This is a genomic window from Pseudomonas sp. LAP_36 (assembly GCF_019456785.1).
Lineage (GTDB): Bacteria > Pseudomonadota > Gammaproteobacteria > Pseudomonadales > Pseudomonadaceae > Aquipseudomonas > Aquipseudomonas tritici.
This window is the reverse complement of record NZ_JAHZMS010000009.1, coordinates 94,450-111,567: the sequence shown is the minus strand read 5'-3', so window position 1 is coordinate 111,567 and position 17,118 is coordinate 94,450. Positions and strand designations below refer to the sequence as shown.

General features: G+C 60.0%; 11 protein-coding genes. 4 read left to right on the top strand and 7 right to left on the bottom strand.

From position 1 onward, the window contains the following. Positions 1–101 precede the first annotated feature (101 nt). Positions 102–1,061 carry a GTPase gene (yjiA, locus tag JBO08_RS23970; RefSeq protein ID WP_065875338.1) on the top strand — a complete coding sequence of 320 codons (960 nt, stop codon included), beginning with the start codon at positions 102–104 and terminating at the stop codon, positions 1,059–1,061. Positions 1,062–1,184: 123 nt separating this feature from the next. Here yjiA and glyA read toward each other — a convergent pair whose 3' ends face one another. From glyA to JBO08_RS23955, 3 genes are all read right to left on the bottom strand, one after another. Then, on the bottom strand, positions 1,185–2,438 hold the full coding sequence (gene glyA / locus JBO08_RS23965) for a serine hydroxymethyltransferase (protein WP_049711455.1): 1,254 nt from the start codon (positions 2,436–2,438) through the stop codon (positions 1,185–1,187). Positions 2,439–2,669: 231 nt separating this feature from the next. Beyond that, the gene (locus JBO08_RS23960; RefSeq protein ID WP_065891138.1) at positions 2,670–6,521 is read right to left on the bottom strand and encodes a bifunctional diguanylate cyclase/phosphodiesterase; all 3,852 of its coding nucleotides are present in this window, start codon (positions 6,519–6,521) and stop codon (positions 2,670–2,672) included. 121 nt (positions 6,522–6,642) lie between these two features. After that, positions 6,643–7,248: a LysE family translocator gene (locus tag JBO08_RS23955; protein ID WP_065875336.1), complete on the bottom strand. Its 606-nt coding sequence runs from the start codon at positions 7,246–7,248 to the stop codon at positions 6,643–6,645. Positions 7,249–7,408: 160 nt separating this feature from the next. Here JBO08_RS23955 and ettA point away from each other — a divergent pair, with 160 nt between their 5' ends. Both ettA and gdhA read left to right on the top strand, forming a co-directional pair. Beyond that, the gene (gene ettA / locus JBO08_RS23950) at positions 7,409–9,073 is read left to right on the top strand and encodes an energy-dependent translational throttle protein EttA (RefSeq protein WP_049711458.1); all 1,665 of its coding nucleotides are present in this window, start codon (positions 7,409–7,411) and stop codon (positions 9,071–9,073) included. Between the two features lie 348 nt (positions 9,074–9,421). Beyond that, entirely contained in the window at positions 9,422–10,759 is a 1,338-nt protein-coding gene (gene gdhA / locus JBO08_RS23945; protein ID WP_220075024.1) for an NADP-specific glutamate dehydrogenase, read from the top strand. On the opposite strand, the gene JBO08_RS23940 is transcribed toward gdhA, so the two are convergent. The 4 genes from JBO08_RS23940 to JBO08_RS23925 all read right to left on the bottom strand — a co-directional run bounded on the left by JBO08_RS23940 (position 10,756) and on the right by JBO08_RS23925 (position 14,362). Beyond that, a complete protein-coding gene (locus JBO08_RS23940; protein WP_065875334.1) occupies positions 10,756–11,253 on the bottom strand; it encodes a GreA/GreB family elongation factor in 498 nt (165 codons plus the stop codon). The two genes, gdhA and JBO08_RS23940, sit on opposite strands and share 4 nt — an antisense overlap. A gap of 70 nt (positions 11,254–11,323) precedes the next feature. Continuing rightward, positions 11,324–11,680, bottom strand: coding sequence for a hypothetical protein (locus JBO08_RS23935; RefSeq protein WP_065875333.1), 357 nt, complete (start codon positions 11,678–11,680; stop codon positions 11,324–11,326). A 247-nt stretch (positions 11,681–11,927) separates the two neighbouring features. Then, positions 11,928–13,781 carry a DUF4105 domain-containing protein gene (locus JBO08_RS23930; protein WP_065881660.1) on the bottom strand — a complete coding sequence of 618 codons (1,854 nt, stop codon included), beginning with the start codon at positions 13,779–13,781 and terminating at the stop codon, positions 11,928–11,930. A gap of 92 nt (positions 13,782–13,873) precedes the next feature. Then, positions 13,874–14,362, bottom strand: coding sequence for a DUF3015 domain-containing protein (locus tag JBO08_RS23925; protein ID WP_010206666.1), 489 nt, complete (start codon positions 14,360–14,362; stop codon positions 13,874–13,876). A gap of 267 nt (positions 14,363–14,629) precedes the next feature. Here JBO08_RS23925 and JBO08_RS23920 point away from each other — a divergent pair, with 267 nt between their 5' ends. Beyond that, positions 14,630–17,068 (top strand): Lon protease family protein, encoded by a 2,439-nt coding sequence (locus JBO08_RS23920; RefSeq protein ID WP_065875329.1) that lies wholly within the window; start codon positions 14,630–14,632, stop codon positions 17,066–17,068. Positions 17,069–17,118 lie beyond the last annotated feature (50 nt).

Sequence of the window (17,118 nt, the reverse complement as noted above, 5' to 3'; positions counted from 1 at the left end):
CGGTGTAACTGATACACCGAGGTGTTTGCATCGCAGGCAAGCCAGCTCCCACATAAGCCCGCTCCCACATTTGTTTTTGTGTTCCTTCAGGAGAATTTTCTTTGTCCTCTCCCATCCCCGTCACCATCCTCAGCGGCTTCCTCGGCGCCGGCAAGACCACCCTGCTGCGCCACCTGCTCAAGGCCGAGCACGGGTTGAAAATCGCCGTGATTGAAAACGAATTCAGCGATGCCGGTATCGACACCCAGCTCTTGGGCGCAGAACCGGTGCAAGTCATGACCCTGTCCAATGGCTGCGTGTGCTGCACCATCCACACCGACCTGACCAAAGCCCTCTACTTGCTGCTCGAACGTCTGGACAGCGGCGAGATCGCGTTTGATCGCCTGGTGATCGAGACGACCGGCCTGGCCGATCCGGCGCCGGTGGCCCAGACGTTTTTCATCGACGAGGAACTGCGCGAGCGCTACATCCTCGACGGCATCATCACCCTGGTGGACGCCGCCCACGCCGAGCACCACCTGACCCAGACCATCGCCCAGGCCCAGATCGGTTTTGCCGACCGCCTGCTGGTCAGCAAGCGCGACCTGGTGGATGACGCCACCTTCGACGCGCTCAGCGAACGCCTCACCCGCATCAACCGCCGTGCGCCGATCCGCGTGGTGGACCATGGCAATATCGACTTGGCTGAACTGCTCGACGTGCGTGGCTTCAACCTCAATGCTGGCATGAGCCTGCGCCCGGTGAGCGCCGCGCCGTCCATCGACCGCATTTCCAGCCTGGTGCTGCGCACTGACCAGCCGCTGGATATCGACCGCCTCAGTGAGTTCATGAACGAACTGTTGGAAGACCACGGCAAGCAATTGCTGCGCTACAAGGGCGTGCTGAACATTGCCGGGGAAGATCGACGCATGGTGTTCCAGGGCGTGTTGAAGCTCTACGGTTTCGACTGGGATACCGAGTGGGCCGAAGGCGAGGCACGGGAGAGTGTGATTGTGTTTATTGCCGATGAGTTGCCGGAACAGAAGATTCGCGACGGTTTTGCCAAGGTCTACCAACCCTGACTTGAAACGCAGCCCAACTGTGGGAGCAGGCAAGCCAGCTCCCACAATTGACCGTATTTCACATTTGAATTGGCATAAAAAAGCCCGGCTCTTCAGCCGGGCTTCTTATTCAAGCAACTGCTATCAAGCGCCGTACACCGGCAGCTTTTTGCAGATGGCCTTGACCTTCTCACGTACCGCGTCGATCACGGCTTCGTTGTTCAGGTCAGCCAGGATGTCGCAGATCCAGCCAGCCAGTTCCTTGCACTCTGCTTCCTTGAAGCCGCGAGTGGTCACCGCCGGAGTGCCGAAGCGCAGGCCGGAGGTGACGAACGGCGAACGTGGGTCGTTCGGTACGGAGTTCTTGTTCACGGTGATGAAGGCTTTGCCGAGGGCAGCGTCAGCATCTTTACCGGAAATGTCCTGCTTGATCAGCGACAGCAGGAACAGGTGGTTTTCAGTGCCGCCGGACACCACGTCAAAGCCGCGCGCGATAAACACTTCAGCCATGGCCTTGGCGTTCTTCACGACTTGTTGTTGATAGGTCTTGAACTCAGGCTGCAGCGCTTCCTTGAAGCAGATTGCCTTGGCGGCGATCACGTGCTCCAGCGGGCCACCTTGGGCGCCAGGGAATACGGCAGAGTTCAGCTTCTTTTCGATCTCGGCGTTAGCGCGCGCCAGGATCAGGCCGCCACGTGGACCGCGCAGGGTCTTGTGGGTGGTGGTGGTGACCACGTCAGCGTAAGGCACTGGGTTCGGGTAGACGCCCGCGGCGACCAGACCGGCTACGTGAGCCATGTCAACGAACAGGTACGCGCCCACTTTGTCAGCGATTTCGCGGAAGCGCGGGAAATCCAGGATCTGCGAGTAGGCAGAGAAACCGGCCACGATCATTTTTGGCTTGTGCTCGACCGCCAGGCGCTCGACTTCGTCGTAGTCGATCAGGCCGTTGGCATCGATACCGTATTGAACGGCGTTGTACAGCTTGCCGGAGGACGAAACGCTGGCGCCGTGGGTCAGGTGACCGCCGTGGGCCAGGCTCATGCCCAGGATGGTGTCGCCACCTTGCAGCAGGGCCAGGTACACGGCGCTGTTGGCTTGGGAACCGGCGTGCGGCTGGACGTTGGCGTAATCGGCGCCGAACAGTTCTTTTGCACGGTCGATGGCCAACTGCTCAACCACGTCAACGTACTCGCAACCACCGTAGTAGCGCTTGCCTGGGTAGCCTTCGGCGTACTTGTTGGTCAGAACCGAACCTTGAGCCTCCATCACCGCAGGGCTGGTGTAGTTTTCCGAAGCGATCAGCTCAATGTGCTCTTCCTGGCGCACGGCTTCTTGCTCCATGGCGGCAAAGAGATCGGCGTCGTACTTGGCAATAGTCAAATCACGGCTGAACATGGCGGTCCTCAAGGATCGGGGGCAGAAAAGGAGGGCATTCTAACCCAATGGGTTTTAGATGGCATATGAAAGGACATCATGTCGCGGACAAGCGGGATTCACTTAGGGATAAGCGGTGCCAGTGCCGGCCCTATCGCGGGCAAGCCCGACTCCCACATTTTGATGTGTGAACCCATTCAAAGGTGGGAGCTGGCTTGCCTGCGATGAGGCCATCAGCCCCACCACACAAACTCAGTCGAACATGAAGAGGGCGTCGTTACTGAACTGCGCCTCAAACCGATGCGCCGGCATCGGCCGCCCAAACAGGTAGCCCTGCACTTCATCGCAGCCATGCTCACGCAGGAAGTCCAGTTGCTCATGGGTTTCCACGCCTTCAGCGATCACTGCCAGGTTCAGGCTGTGGGCCATGGCGATAATGGCCCGGGCGATCTGTGCATCCTGCTCGCCTGACGGCAGGCCGTCGACAAAGGTGCGGTCGATCTTCAGCACGTCGATAGGGAATTGCTTGAGGTAGTTGAGTGACGAATAACCCGTGCCGAAGTCGTCCACCGCAATGCTCAGGCCCAGGTTTTTCAGGCTGTCGAGAATATGCATGGCCTCGTTGACTTCGCGCATCAGGATACTTTCGGTCAGCTCCAGCTCCAGGCACGCCGGCGGCAAGCCAGTGTCCTTGAGGATAGTGGCAATGCGCGTGCCCAACTGGCCGTCGGAGAACTGCCGCGCGGAGATATTCACCGAGACTTTCGGCACGCGCACCTTGTTCTGGTGCCAGGTCTTGAGTTGGCGACAGGCTTCGCTGATCACCCAGTCGCCGACGTCCACCACCAGGCCCAACTCTTCCAGCACCGGGATGAAGTCCCCCGGCGGCACCAGCCCGCGACGCGGGTGGCGCCAGCGCAGCAGGGCCTCGGCGCCCGTCAGGCGCTTGCCGTCGCCGCTGAACTGCGGCTGGTAATAGAGCACGAATTCGTCCTGTTCCAGGGCGTGGCGCAAATCGCTTTCCAGCTCCAGGCGCTCCAGGGCGCTGGCGTTCATGTCCGACTGGTAGAACTGGAAATTGTTCTTGCCGCGCTCCTTGGCGTGATACATCGCGGTGTCGGCGTTTTTCATCAACTGGCTCAGCTCGTTACCGTCCTGCGGGCTGAGGGCGATGCCGATACTGGCGGTCACAAAGAATTCTCGGCCTTCCAATACAAAGGGTTTTACCAGGCTGGCGAGGATCTGCTCGGCCACATGGATCGCGCGGTTCAGCGCCATTTCACGGTTGACCCGTGGCTGCAGGAGCAACGTGAACTCGTCGCCACCCATGCGCGCCACGGTGTCGTCTTCGGCCACGCAACCCAGCAGGCGCGTAGCCATTTCCTTAAGCATGCGGTCGCCGGCGGCGTGACCCAGGGAGTCGTTGATCGGTTTGAAGCGGTCGAGGTCGAGGAACATCAGCACCACCCACGACTTCTGCCGTTCGGCCGACTGCAACGCGGTGTGCAGGCGATCCTGGAACAGCGTGCGGTTGGGCAGGTGGGTCAGGGCGTCATAGTAGGCCAGGCGGTGGATGCGCTGTTCGCTGGCCTTGCGCTCGCTGATATCACTGAAAAAGCACACGTAGCTGGCTAGGTCGCCCTCATCGTCAAACACGGCAGTGATGCCGACCCACGCCGGGTAATGCTCGCCATTGCGGCGCTTGAGCCACACTTCGCCCTCCCAGGTGCTGTGCTGATGCAGTTGCTTGAGCACGTAGCGCAGGTGGGCTTCCTGCTGTTCGTCGACGGTGAGCATGTTGGGCAATTGATCGAGCACATCGCTGACCGCATAGCCGCTGACCCGGCTGAACGCCTCGTTGGCCTGCACGATATACCCCGCCGGGTCGGTGATCAGGATCGCCGACGTGGAGTGCTCGAATACCGTGGCCGCCATGCGCAGGTCTTTCTCGGCGCGGCGCTGCTGGCTGATGTCGCGACCCACACCAAGGATGCCTTCAAAGGCGCCGTGTTCGTCCCACACCAGCACCAGGCGCAACTCAATCGGCACTTTGCGACCGTCGGCGCGCAGGCAGTCGAACAGGAACAACTGGGTTTGAATGTCATCACGCAGCTTGTTCAGTGCCTCGGGATCGCCCAGCGCGCGGCTGACCTGCTCCATCAGGCTATAAATGCCGGTCAGTTGCTGCGGGTTGGCAATGATCGACTGCCAGCCGTTCTTGAACACCCAATCCACGTCATAGCCCAGCACGGCATTGACCGATGGGCTGACATAGTTGAGGGCCAATTGGCTGTCGGTGGAGCAGATCACGTCGCTGATGCTTTCGGCCAGCATGCGGTAGCGCTGTTCGCTGTCGCGCAGGGATTCACTGGCTTCGATCTGGTCGGTGATGTCCTTGGCCACGCCGATGATCCGGCTGATCTGCGCGGTCTCTTCGCGGGCCAGGGCTTGTTCACGGATATCAAAACGGCGCCACTGGTTATCGCGATGACGGAAGCGCAGTTGGCAGTGCAACTGCGTGGTGTAGCCGACATTGCGCTGCTGCTGGCGCAAATCATGGTAATGCTCGGCGTCCTCGGGGTGCAGCAGGATTTCCCAGAAGTACTCGCCCATTTGCTGCAGTTCGGCCTTGTTGTAGCCGAGAGTGTGGCCCAAATGGTGGTTGCTGAAAATCATGCGCTGGCTGATCACATCCTGCACATACAGGTGGTCGGGCACGGTGCGGACCACGTCTGACCAGAAGCTTTCCCGTTCGACCAGCGACAGCTCGATCAGCTTGCGGCTGGTGATATCGCTGATACTGAGGATCACTGCCTTGAAGTCGTCTTGTTGCTCGGGCAGGCGCATCACCAGCCACAGGTATTGCTCGTTGCCGGCCACGTCCTTGAGCTGGATTTCCAGCTCCAACTGGCTCTGTTGGGTCAGGACAGCATCAAGTATCTGGTAACCGATGGACGTGGCATTGCGCGGGCAGTCATCGATCAGGCGTCCCCAAGCCTCCTCGCAGGAGCCCACGTTCAACAGGCGCACCGCCACCTGGTTGACCTCGGTGATGCGCAACTCCTTGAGCAGTCGCTGGCGCTCGTCGGGGTTGGCCTGCAGCCAGTCGTGCAATTGCTCACGGGTCTGCAATCGGGTCTTGTCGAAGAAACCGTTCAGGCCCGACAAGTCAAGCACGCACAGGGCCACGCCGGTGCCTTCGAAAATGTCCTGGTAGCGCCGCCGGCCTTCATGCACTTGGCGCTGGCGGCGACGCATGTTCAACAGCACGATCACCGGGATCAGCGAGAACGCCAGGCCCAACAGGCATTTGCCGATAAACGCCGGCAACAGTTGCTCCAACACGGCGGTGCGGTCGAACAGCCCACGCAATTGCCAGTCGCTCTTGCTCAGGGGCGTGACCAGTACGCTTTTATTCAGTTCGTCCGGTGTGAGGGCGCTGGCCCACTGGGCCGGCATGCCGCTGTCCCGGCTGATGACGCGGTGGTTGACGCGATTCTCGATGACCCACATCGGGCGTTGGCCCTGGCCGTCCTGGGGGGTGAGGTTGGCCAGGTAGTTGGGCGCCAGGCGCAATGCCCAGTACATCCTTGAACCGCCGCTGGGCTGGTGCAATAGCAGATAGATGAGGGTGCCGTCGTTGCTGTTGCTCAGGTAATAGGACTGGGAGTGGCTGCGCTGCACCAGCTCTTCAAGCCAGGCGCCATCCTGGCTGTCAGTGGCGCTGTCACTGATCATCGCGCCGCTGGGGGCGAGCAGGGCGACGCTGCGCAGCTCCGGCAGCGAGCGCTGCAAAGTGCGCATCAAGGCCTGTTGCTGTTCGCTGTCGCGCGGTGGCTCGACCATCGGGAGTAGGTTAAGAGCGATTTTTGCGCTCAGGGCCATGTTCAGGCTGATCTGTTCGGCCAGGTCGGCACTGTAGTCGATGGTGTATTGCTGCTGGTTCTTCTGGTTTTGCTGCAACTGGTCAAGCAGTTGCCAGAACAATAAGGCGAGCAGCATGAGGACGAGCGTCGCCAATGCGCCTTTGAGGGTGCCGTGCAGGGGCGCTCCCGGCGCTATATGAGCGGCGCGCAGGGGAGTAGGCGGCGTGACTTTGGACAAGCTGTGATCCTGCGGTTTGGCTGGACTGGCGCGCGACGTGCACTATAAGCCGGACGCCCGGAGGGCGGCTAGCATGCCCTGACTTGTGGCAAAGTGCCAGCCCCGCCTGGCAGGACTCAAGTCAGGCACCTGTGTGGATCAGGCTGTCGGCCAGGCGGGTCAGGATGGCGAGCGTGAAGACGCCGATAACCACAGAGGCCGTGCGGTTGATGGCGTGCGGCGTCAGCCAGGCGTATCCGCCATGTCTGATGCGGGCGCCGAACAGTACCCATGCGCACCCCACCGGTACCACCACGGCTGTGAACTGTGCGACGAACTGCACATATAACGTCAGGTCGATAAACGTCTGCACGGGGACGATGAACGAAACGATCAGCAAACCCTTGGGGTTGATCAGCGTCAGCAGAAAGAAATGCAGCCTGGATACGCGTGCTTCAGGTGCAGACTTGAGTGTTTCGTCGGGGTGGCACCACAGCAGGTAGGAAGTCCTGATCAGGTAACAGACCGAAGCGAACTGCACGAGCTTCAGCCCCCAAGGCACGCTGTCGCCTATATGGCTGAGCAGGTAGCCCCAGAAGGATATCTGCGTCAGGTACGCCAGGCACTCCAGCAGGCTCAGCGGCCAGGCGCGCCTGAACCCCGTGAGTATTCCCGAGCGCAATAGCAGTGTGTTGGTGGGGCCCGGCATTAATAGCAGCAAGCCGAGTGCAGAAATGACGCCAAGCATGAAGGGGGTCTCCTGGAACCTCTGAGGGGTTGGGCGGCTAATCTAACAGATAGATTTCGATACGCTCGGCCACTTAGGTTAACCTTGAGGATTCGCAATGCTATGTACAGCGCCATGACGCTACGTAGGCCTGTTCTCACTTTTTCATGAGGTCCACATTTTGGCTCAATACGTCTTCACCATGCATCGGCTGGGGAAAGTTGTCCCTCCGAAGCGGGAAATCCTGAAAAATATTTCGCTGTCCTTTTTCCCTGGCGCCAAGATCGGCGTGCTCGGCCTCAACGGTTCGGGTAAGTCCACGCTGTTGAAAATCATGGCCGGCGTCGACACCGAGTTCGAAGGCGAAGCCCGCCCGATGCCCGATCTGAACATCGGCTACCTGCCGCAAGAGCCGATCCTGGACCCGACCAAGACCGTTCGCGAAGTGGTTGAAGAAGCCGTCAGCGTGATCAAAAACGCCCAGGCGCGCCTCGACGAGGTTTACGCCGCGTACGCTGAAGAAGACGCCGACTTCGACAAACTGGCGGCCGAACAAGCCAAGCTCGAAGCCATCCTGCAGGCCAGCGACGGTCACAACCTGGAGCGTCAGCTGGAAGTTGCCGCCGACGCGTTGCGTCTGCCGGCATGGGACGCCAAGGTCGAATTCCTGTCCGGTGGTGAAAAGCGCCGTGTGGCCCTGTGCCGCCTGCTGCTGTCGGCCCCTGACATGCTGCTGCTCGACGAACCGACCAACCACTTGGACGCCGATTCCGTCGCCTGGCTGGAGCATTTCCTTCATGATTTCCCGGGCACCGTGGTTGCGATCACGCACGACCGGTACTTCCTGGACAACGTGGCCGGCTGGATCCTCGAGCTCGACCGTGGCGCCGGTATCCCTTACGAGGGCAACTACTCCGGTTGGCTGGAAGCCAAGTCCGACCGTCTGGCTGCCGAATCCAAGCAGCAATCGGCCCATGAAAAAGCCATGAAGGAAGAACTGGAGTGGGTGCGTAAAGGCGCGAAGGCGCGTCAGTCCAAATCCAAGGCGCGTCTGCAACGCTTCGAAGAAATGCAATCGCAGGAATTCCAGAAGCGCAGCGAAACCAACGAGATCTACATCCCGGCCGGCCCGCGCCTGGGTGACAAGGTCATCGAGTTCAAGAACGTATCCAAAGGCTATGGCGACCGTGTGCTGATCGACAACCTGTCGTTCTCCATGCCAAAAGGCGCGATCGTCGGTGTTATTGGTGGTAACGGTGCGGGTAAGTCCACGCTGTTCCGCATGCTGATGGGCAAGGAAACGCCGGATTCTGGCACTATCGAAGTCGGTGAAACCGTGCAGTTGGCCTGCGTGGACCAGAGCCGCGAAGACCTCGACGGCAGCAAGACGGTGTTCCAGCAGATTTCCGACGGTTCCGACCAGATCCGTATCGGCAACTATGAGATCCCGTCGCGTACCTACGTGGGCCGTTTCAACTTCAAGGGCGGCGATCAGCAGAAGTTCGTCAAGGACCTGTCCGGCGGTGAGCGCGGTCGCTTGCACTTGGCCCTGACCCTGAAAGAGGGCGGCAACGTGCTGTTGCTCGACGAACCGTCCAACGACCTCGACGTTGAAACCTTGCGTTCCCTGGAAGAAGCGCTGTTGGACTTCCCTGGCGCCGCCATTGTGATCTCTCACGATCGGTGGTTCCTTGACCGCGTCGCGACTCACATCCTGGCGTACGAAGATGACTCCCAGGCGGTGTTCTTCGAAGGTAACTACACCGAGTACGAAGCGGACCGTAAGAAGCGTTTGGGCGATGCTGCTGCCCAGCCGCACCGTGTGCGCCACAAGAAACTGGCCTGATTGGGTCGGTGTTTTGAAAGAGCGGAGCCTTAGGGCTCCGTTTTTTTTGCGTGCTTTTCAGGGTGACCGAGGTGATCTCATCGCAGGCAAGCCTGCTCCCACACTTGACCGCGCTGATGCGGATGTACTCGAATCAATGTGGGAGCTGGCTTGCCTGCGATGCCCGACTACCTATTGGTGCATGGTTTGAGCTGAAATCCCCATTTGGGGGCGAAATAATGTAGTTATTTATATCAAGTGCACCATTTAAATTCATAAAGGCGACATTTTGCCCTGTCGCAGTGCGAAACGAATTGATAAAGTCCGGCTCAATCTCTGTTAACAACTAAAAATCTGCCGAGACTTTTCATGATCGAATCCGTCGAATCCTTCCTCGCTCGCCTCAAGAAACGCGACCCAGACCAGCCCGAATTCCACCAGGCAGTAGAAGAAGTCCTACGCAGCCTGTGGCCGTTTCTTGAAGTCAACCCTCACTACCTGGCATCGGGCATCCTGGAGCGCATCTGCGAGCCGGAACGCGCGATTACCTTCCGGGTGTCGTGGGTGGATGATCATGGCAAGGTCCAGGTCAATCGCGGTTTCCGTATCCAGATGAACAGCGCCATTGGCCCTTATAAAGGCGGCCTGCGCTTCCACCCGTCGGTGAACCTGGGTGTGCTGAAATTCCTCGCCTTCGAGCAGACCTTCAAGAACTCGCTGACCTCGCTGCCTATGGGCGGCGGCAAGGGCGGCTCGGACTTTGATCCCAAGGGCAAGAGCGATGCTGAGGTCATGCGCTTCTGCCAATCCTTCATGAGCGAGCTGTACCGCCATATCGGCGCAGACGTGGACGTGCCGGCCGGCGATATCGGCGTGGGCGCCCGTGAAATCGGCTTCTTGTTTGGTCAGTACAAGCGCCTGAGCAACCAATTCACTTCGGTGTTGACCGGCAAGGGCATGACCTACGGCGGCAGCCTGATTCGCCCGGAAGCCACCGGCTTCGGTTGCGTGTACTTCGCCGAAGAAATGCTCAAGCGCAATAACCAGCGTGTCGAGGGCAAGCGTGTGGCGGTGTCCGGCTCCGGCAACGTGGCGCAATACGCGGCGCGCAAGGTCATGGACCTGGGCGGCAAGGTGATTTCCCTGTCCGATTCCGAAGGCACCCTGTACGCCGAAAGCGGTTTGACCGAGGAGCAATGGTCGGCCTTGCTTGAGCTGAAAAACGTGCAACGCGGCCGCATCAGCGAATTGGCCGAGCGTTTTGGCCTGGAGTTTCGCAAGGGTCAAACCCCGTGGGAATTGGCCTGCGACATTGCGCTGCCCTGCGCCACTCAGAACGAACTCAATGCCGATGCTGCGCGCACCCTGCTGCGCAACGGCTGCCTCTGCGTGGCCGAAGGCGCCAATATGCCGACCACGCTGGAGGCTGTGGATATCTTTATCGAGGCGGGCATTCTGTTCGCACCGGGCAAAGCCTCCAACGCCGGCGGCGTCGCGGTCAGTGGCCTGGAAATGTCGCAGAACGCCATGCGCCTGCTGTGGACGGCGGGCGAAGTGGACAGCAAGCTGCACGCCATCATGCAGTCGATCCACCATGCCTGCGTGCATTACGGCGAAGAAAACGGTCGGGTCAACTACGTGAAAGGCGCGAATATCGCGGGTTTCGTCAAAGTCGCCGACGCGATGCTGGCTCAAGGCATCGTCTAAGCCTCGGGCTCAATCAGCAGCACTTCGATCAACTGATCGCCGACGGGGCGCAGCCACAGCACCTCGTCACCCACCTGGGCGCCCAGCAATGCGCGGCCCAGGGGCGAACCCCAGTTGATCAAGCCCGCGTTGGCGTCCGCCTGATCTTCACCGACCAACTGAATGCGCTGCTGCTCGTCCTGCTCATTGGCGAACGTCACCCAACTGCCGATCTGCACCTTATCGCTGGAAGTGGCCGGTGCGACCACTTGGGCGCTCTGCACCCGTTGATTGAAGTAACGCAAATCCCGTTCAAGGTCGGCCTGGCGTTGTTTGTCAGCGCGCTCGCCCTTGGCGGATTCAGCGCTGTGTTCCTGCTGCAACTGCGCAACCTTGGCCTGCAATTGCGCCAAACCCTGCGCAGTCAGACGGTTGGGCTGCTCACTGACCTGACGCTCCACCGGCTGATCAGCCTGGGCGGCAGCATTGTCCTCGTTTACAAAAGCTCGGCTCATGGTGTTCTCCCTCTATGGAGTTTGGGCCATGTTCGCCGCGCATTAGTTTCGATGGATGTCTGAAAGCGACCTATTGCGAGCGATAGGCCCTGGCGGCGTCGCGGTCTTTCTCGTGCTGCCAGGCCCGCTCTCGGTCATCCCAGTGATTGTCCCTGTAGTCGCGCAACTCTTCGTTTTCACGCATGGCCTTGCACTGTCGAAAGCCATCCTCCCAGCCTTCGGCGTATTGCCGATCCTTCAGGTAACGCGGCACATTTTTGCGAAACTCCCCGGTGATCACTCCGGCAGCCTGGCGACCACTGCTGCAGCCATCGTCAAAACCGTCGGCAAAGGCCGGTGGATAACCCTTGGCCAGTAAATCCTGATGGGTCGTTTGGCAACCCGCCAGCCACACCACCGCACACAGCAATAACGCAGACCGCCACATGGCGTACTCCCTGGCCGTTTCACGGCTGATAGGGAGAGTCTAGAGCGGGATTTGTCAGGGAGGTGTGAAGGGAGAGTGAGAAAGGTGTTGTAAGTGCGGACCGCACGATGGTGTTTGGCTAAACACAACACCAAATGTGGGAGCGGGCTTGCTCGCGAAAGCGGTGGCTCAGCCAAGTTTCCAGTGACTGATACACCGCATTCGCGAGCAAGCCCGCTCCCACATTTTGATCTTCGTCAGGCTTTGATTAGTAGTGATACCACTTCACTTCAAGCATCACTTCGTTGACCGGCGTGGAAAGGTGGCTGTACTCGCGCTGTGCACTCAACCGCAGCCCCAGGTTGCGTGACAGCTCCCACTGCTGGTTCAAGCTGATGCTGCGCCGCACTTCGCCATTGGTGAAGAAATCACCCTTGGCTTCCAAACTCAAATTACCCAGCGGATTCCTCCACAACACCCCGGTATTGAAACCGGCTGCGGGGGAGATGGCTTCGTTGAAGTCGTTGTTGTGTTCCACGCGTACGGTGCCAAGGGCGAAGCCGAGCATGTCGTCGCGCAGTTGCCAGGTGCCGCCGGCGCCGCCGTTGACGTGGGCGACCAGGGTTTCGTCGTCGTGTTTGCCAGGCACGCGCTCCAGACCGCCGGTGACTTGCCATGACCAGGGTTGCAACAGCGCATTGCGCGGGGTCAGGGAGCGGATGGTGGCCAGGTCCAGTTGCTGCAGTTGCCAGTGGTTGCCCTCGTACTGGCGCAGTTTCATTTGCAGGATTTCGATCTGCGCGCCGAGGGGGAAGCCTTCAGCGTTGTCGTTGAGGTCGTGGTAGGCCATGCGCAGGCCGTATTCGCCAAAAGCTTTGTCGCCACGGGTGCCGATGCCGGCTTGCCAGGTGCGCGATTCATGGCCGTTTTCCGGCAGGCCGGGCGGTACGATTTTAAGGTCGGGCGCAGGGTTCTGATTGATCGCGCGCAGCAGTTCGAAGCTGCGCTGGGAGCGGGCGGTGTCGCGCTCCAGGCCATTGGCGCGGTAGCGGCCCAGGCGGTAAGCGGCGTCGATGATCAGGGCCTGGCGCTCGCGGGGCAGGGCTTTGAAGGCAGGCTCCTGCAATTGTTTCTGGTCGTCGCTGACCTTCAATACCCATTGCTGCTCGTCGCTGTCGAGTGGTTTGGCGCGCTCCAGCAGTTCGCGTTCGCGGGAAGGGCGGTAGTCGATCTTTTCTACCAGACCGGCCTCTTTCACGGCCTTGACCGTGTCGGTCGGGATGGCGGTCAGCGGAAATTGCTCGGTCAGGCGTAGGCCAGGGCGCGCCACTTGCAGCAGTTCCAGCAGGCGATAGGAGCAGTTTTCGTCAAAGAAGAAGTAGTCGAACTGGATCTGCTTGAGCTCCCACACGTGCTCGACCATGCGTTCGGTCTCGACCTGGGTGAGGTTGAGGCGGTATTCCCACAGGTCGCGGTTCTCGAGGCTACGGTACTCGGAGAGTTTTTCCTGGTAGGGCACCAGGGCGAACAGGCCGGGGTAACCCCCCATCAAGCCTTTCCAGGCGTAGAGAATGCTGTTGTCGGAGCCCTCGATATAGGCGCCGAAGTTGATCGCGTAGCTGAGCAGGGCAGTGTTGTTGCTTTGCACGTCGGCCTGGTCGATGCGCAGCAGGGTGTGGCCGAACATCGACGAGGGGCTGTTGAGGTAGGCCGCCGGGAAGATCATCACCGCACTATGGGGGGCGACGTCCTTGAACCACTGCTTGAATTCTTTGCAGTCCACGGCAGGCAGGTCAGTAAGTTGCAACTGATCCTTGAGCCAGCGGGTTCGTGCGGGGTACACGCACTGGGCATGTTTTTCACCCAGGCTGGCCGGCGCGTAAAGGGCGTCGACGGTGGCCTTGAGTTCCGCATCCGGGTGATGGGCGCCGTCAGGTGCGAGGAAAAACTTTTTCTCGCTGACATAACTGCGCCAGCCGCTGATCTTGCCGGCTTCGTAGTGACCCAGGGATAACCAGAAGGGGTCATTGGCCAATTGCTGCAAACGTTGATCATCGAGGTGCGGTGCCGCGTGCAGCGGGGCGCAGGCGAAGAGAGCCAGGCAAGCGAGGCGTTTGAGCATGGGGGCTACTTAAGTCGAAATAAAAAAAGACCCAAGGGGGGACAGGTCGAAAAAATAAAACCCGCGCCTCGAAAGGCGCGGGCAGGTCGAGCTTAAGCCTGGGTAGCGTATTTCGCCAGACGGGCATCACTTTTCAGTACAGCAATGGTGTTGTTGTGCACGTCATCAGCAGTCACGTCAGCCTTGCTGAAGATTTGCTGGAAGTGCTCGTGAGTCACGGCAGCAAAGTGCTCGCGATCTTCCGGTGCAACACCCAGTACCACAGCGTAGGTAGTCAGCGCTTCGCCGTTACCCTTGGCCATGTCTTCGGACAGCTCGTTCATCATGCCATTCATGGCAATCCAGGACTTGCCGCCATAGCTCAGGGCGCTGTTGGTGCTGCAACCGTTGGTGCCCGAGGTCATGCCGAAGGTGGCGTTACCCGAAGTACCGTTGGTGGTGGAGGCCAGGAAGTGAGCTGGAGTACCGCGCTGGCCTTCAAACAACATGTTGCCCCAACCGCAGTTCGGGCCACCTGGTGCTTCTGCCATTGCATTGAGGGAGACGACGGTGAAGAGAGTACCGAGAAGGATCCGTTTCATAGCTTTGTTCTCTTTGTGTGCAAACCAATGGACAAGGGTTCAGGCACGTCAACGCGCCCTAGGGGTCGGTTATTAGTCCAACCCGCGCAGTTTGGAGTTTAGGCACGTTCTAAGGGTTCCGTGTATTTTTATAAAACAATTCGCGATGTCGCACTATTTTTGCGGGACGCATCCCGCGTCTATGCTTTCCCTCAAGCGCGCCTTGCCAGAGCGCGTAACCGGGAGCCAGAATGCCGTTATCTGCCCCGCCTGATGTAAGGAAGCCCGATGCCTGATCCTGTTGCTGCCAGCTTGCGTCTAGCGCCCGAAGCGCTGACTCGCCCTTTCTCCGCTGAACAGTTCAGCTTCTCGACCACCAATGATCTGGAGCCCTTTCGCGGTGTGCTTGGCCAGGAACGTGCGGTTGAAGCACTGCAGTTCGGTGTGGCCATGCCACGCCCCGGTTACAACGTGTTTGTCATGGGCGAGCCCGGCACCGGCCGCTTTTCGTTCGTCAAACGTTACCTGAAAGCCGAAGGCAAACGCCTGCAGACCCCGGCAGATTGGGTCTATGTGAATAATTTCGATGAGCCTCGCGAACCCCGCGCCCTGGAATTACCAGGCGGCGGAGCGGCGGCGTTTATTGCCGATATCAACGGCTTGGTCGACAACCTGGTCGCCACCTTCCCGGCGGTCTTCGAGCACCCGACGTACCAGCAGCGCAAAAGCGCCATCGACCGCGCCTTCAACCAGCGCTACGACAAGGCCCTGGACGTAATCGAACGCCTGGCACTGGAAAAAGACGTAGCGCTGTACCGCGACAGCTCCAACATCGCCTTTACCCCGATGCTCGATGGCAAAGCGCTGGACGAGGCCGAGTTCTCGCAGCTACCGGAAGCCGATCGCGAGCGTTTCCACACGGATATTTCCGAGCTGGAAGAACGTCTCAATGAGGAACTGGCCAGCCTGCCGCAGTGGAAACGTGAGTCCAATAACCAACTGCGCCAGTTCAACGAAGAAACCATCACGCTGGCCCTGCAGCCTTTGCTCGCACCGCTGTCGGAAAAGTACGCGGAAAACGCCGCTGTCTGCGGTTATCTGCAAGCCATGCAGGTGTACCTGCTCAAAACCGTAGTCGAGCAACTGGTGGACGACGCCAAGACCGACGCCCAGGCGCGCAAGCTGCTTGAAGAGCAGTACTGCCCAAGCCTGGTGGTGGGCCATCCGGTCAACGGTGGCGCACCGGTGGTATTTGAACCGCACCCGACTTACGACAACCTGTTCGGCCGTATCGAATACAGCACCGACCAGGGCGCGCTCTACACCACCTATCGCCAATTACGTCCGGGCGCCTTGCACCGCGCCAATGGCGGTTTCCTGATTCTTGAAGCCGAAAAAATGCTCAGCGAACCGTTTGTCTGGGACGCCCTCAAGCGCTCCCTGCAGTCGCGCAAGCTGAAGATGGAATCGCCGTTGGGCGAGTTGGGCCGCCTGGCTACGGTGACCCTCAACCCGCAGATGATCCCGCTGCAGGTCAAGGTCATCATCATTGGTTCCCGCCAGCTGTACTACGCGTTGCAGGACGCCGATCCGGATTTCCAGGAGATGTTCCGGGTGCTGGTGGATTTCGACGAAGACATCCCGATGGTCGATGAGAGCCTGGAGCAGTTCGCCCAATTGCTCAAAACCCGCACATCGGAAGAAGGCATGGCGCCGCTGACCTCGGATGCGGTGGCACGGCTGGCCACTTACAGCGCACGCTTGGCGGAACACCAGGGGCGCTTGTCGGCGCGCATTGGTGATTTGTTCCAGCTGGTCAGCGAAGCGGATTTCATTCGCCACCTGGCGGGCGACGAAATGACCGACGCCGGTCATATCGAGCGCGCACTCAAGGCTAAGGCCACGCGCACCGGGCGCGTGTCGGCACGGATTCTCGACGACATGCTGGCCGGGGTCATCCTGATCGACACCGCAGGCGCGGCCGTAGGCAAGTGCAACGGGCTGACGGTGCTGGAGGTCGGTGACTCGGCGTTCGGCGTGCCGGCGCGGATTTCCGCCACGGTGTACCCGGGCGGCAGCGGCATTGTAGACATCGAGCGTGAGGTTAACCTCGGCCAGCCGATTCACTCCAAGGGGGTGATGATCCTCACCGGTTACCTGGGTAGCCGTTATGCCCAGGAATTCCCGCTGGCGATCTCGGCCAGCATCGCGCTGGAGCAATCCTACGGCTACGTGGACGGCGACAGTGCGTCCCTGGGCGAGGCGTGCACCTTGATCTCGGCCTTGTCGAAGACGCCGCTCAAACAGTGCTTTGCCATCACCGGTTCGATCAATCAGTTTGGTGAAGTGCAGGCGGTGGGCGGGGTCAACGAGAAGATCGAAGGTTTCTTCCGCCTCTGTGAAGCACGCGGGCTGACCGGCGAGCAAGGGGCGATCATTCCGCAAGCCAACGTCGCCACGCTGATGCTTGATGAGAAGGTGCTGCAGGCGGTGCGCGCCGGGCAGTTCCACATCTATGCCGTGCGCCAGGCGGATGAGGCCTTGAGCCTACTGGTGGGTGAGGATGCCGGTGAGCCGGATGCGGAAGGGCAGTTCCCTGAAGGCACGGTCAATGCGCGCGTGGTAGAGCGCTTGCGCGCGATTGCCGAGATGATCAGCGAGGAAGACTTGAAGGAGGCGGAGAAGGAGTTGGCACAGCAGGCGTTGGCGGAAGCCAAACCCACCTGATTTTTTTGTCGTGATGCGGTCAAGTGTGGGAGCTGGCTTGTCGGGTCGCC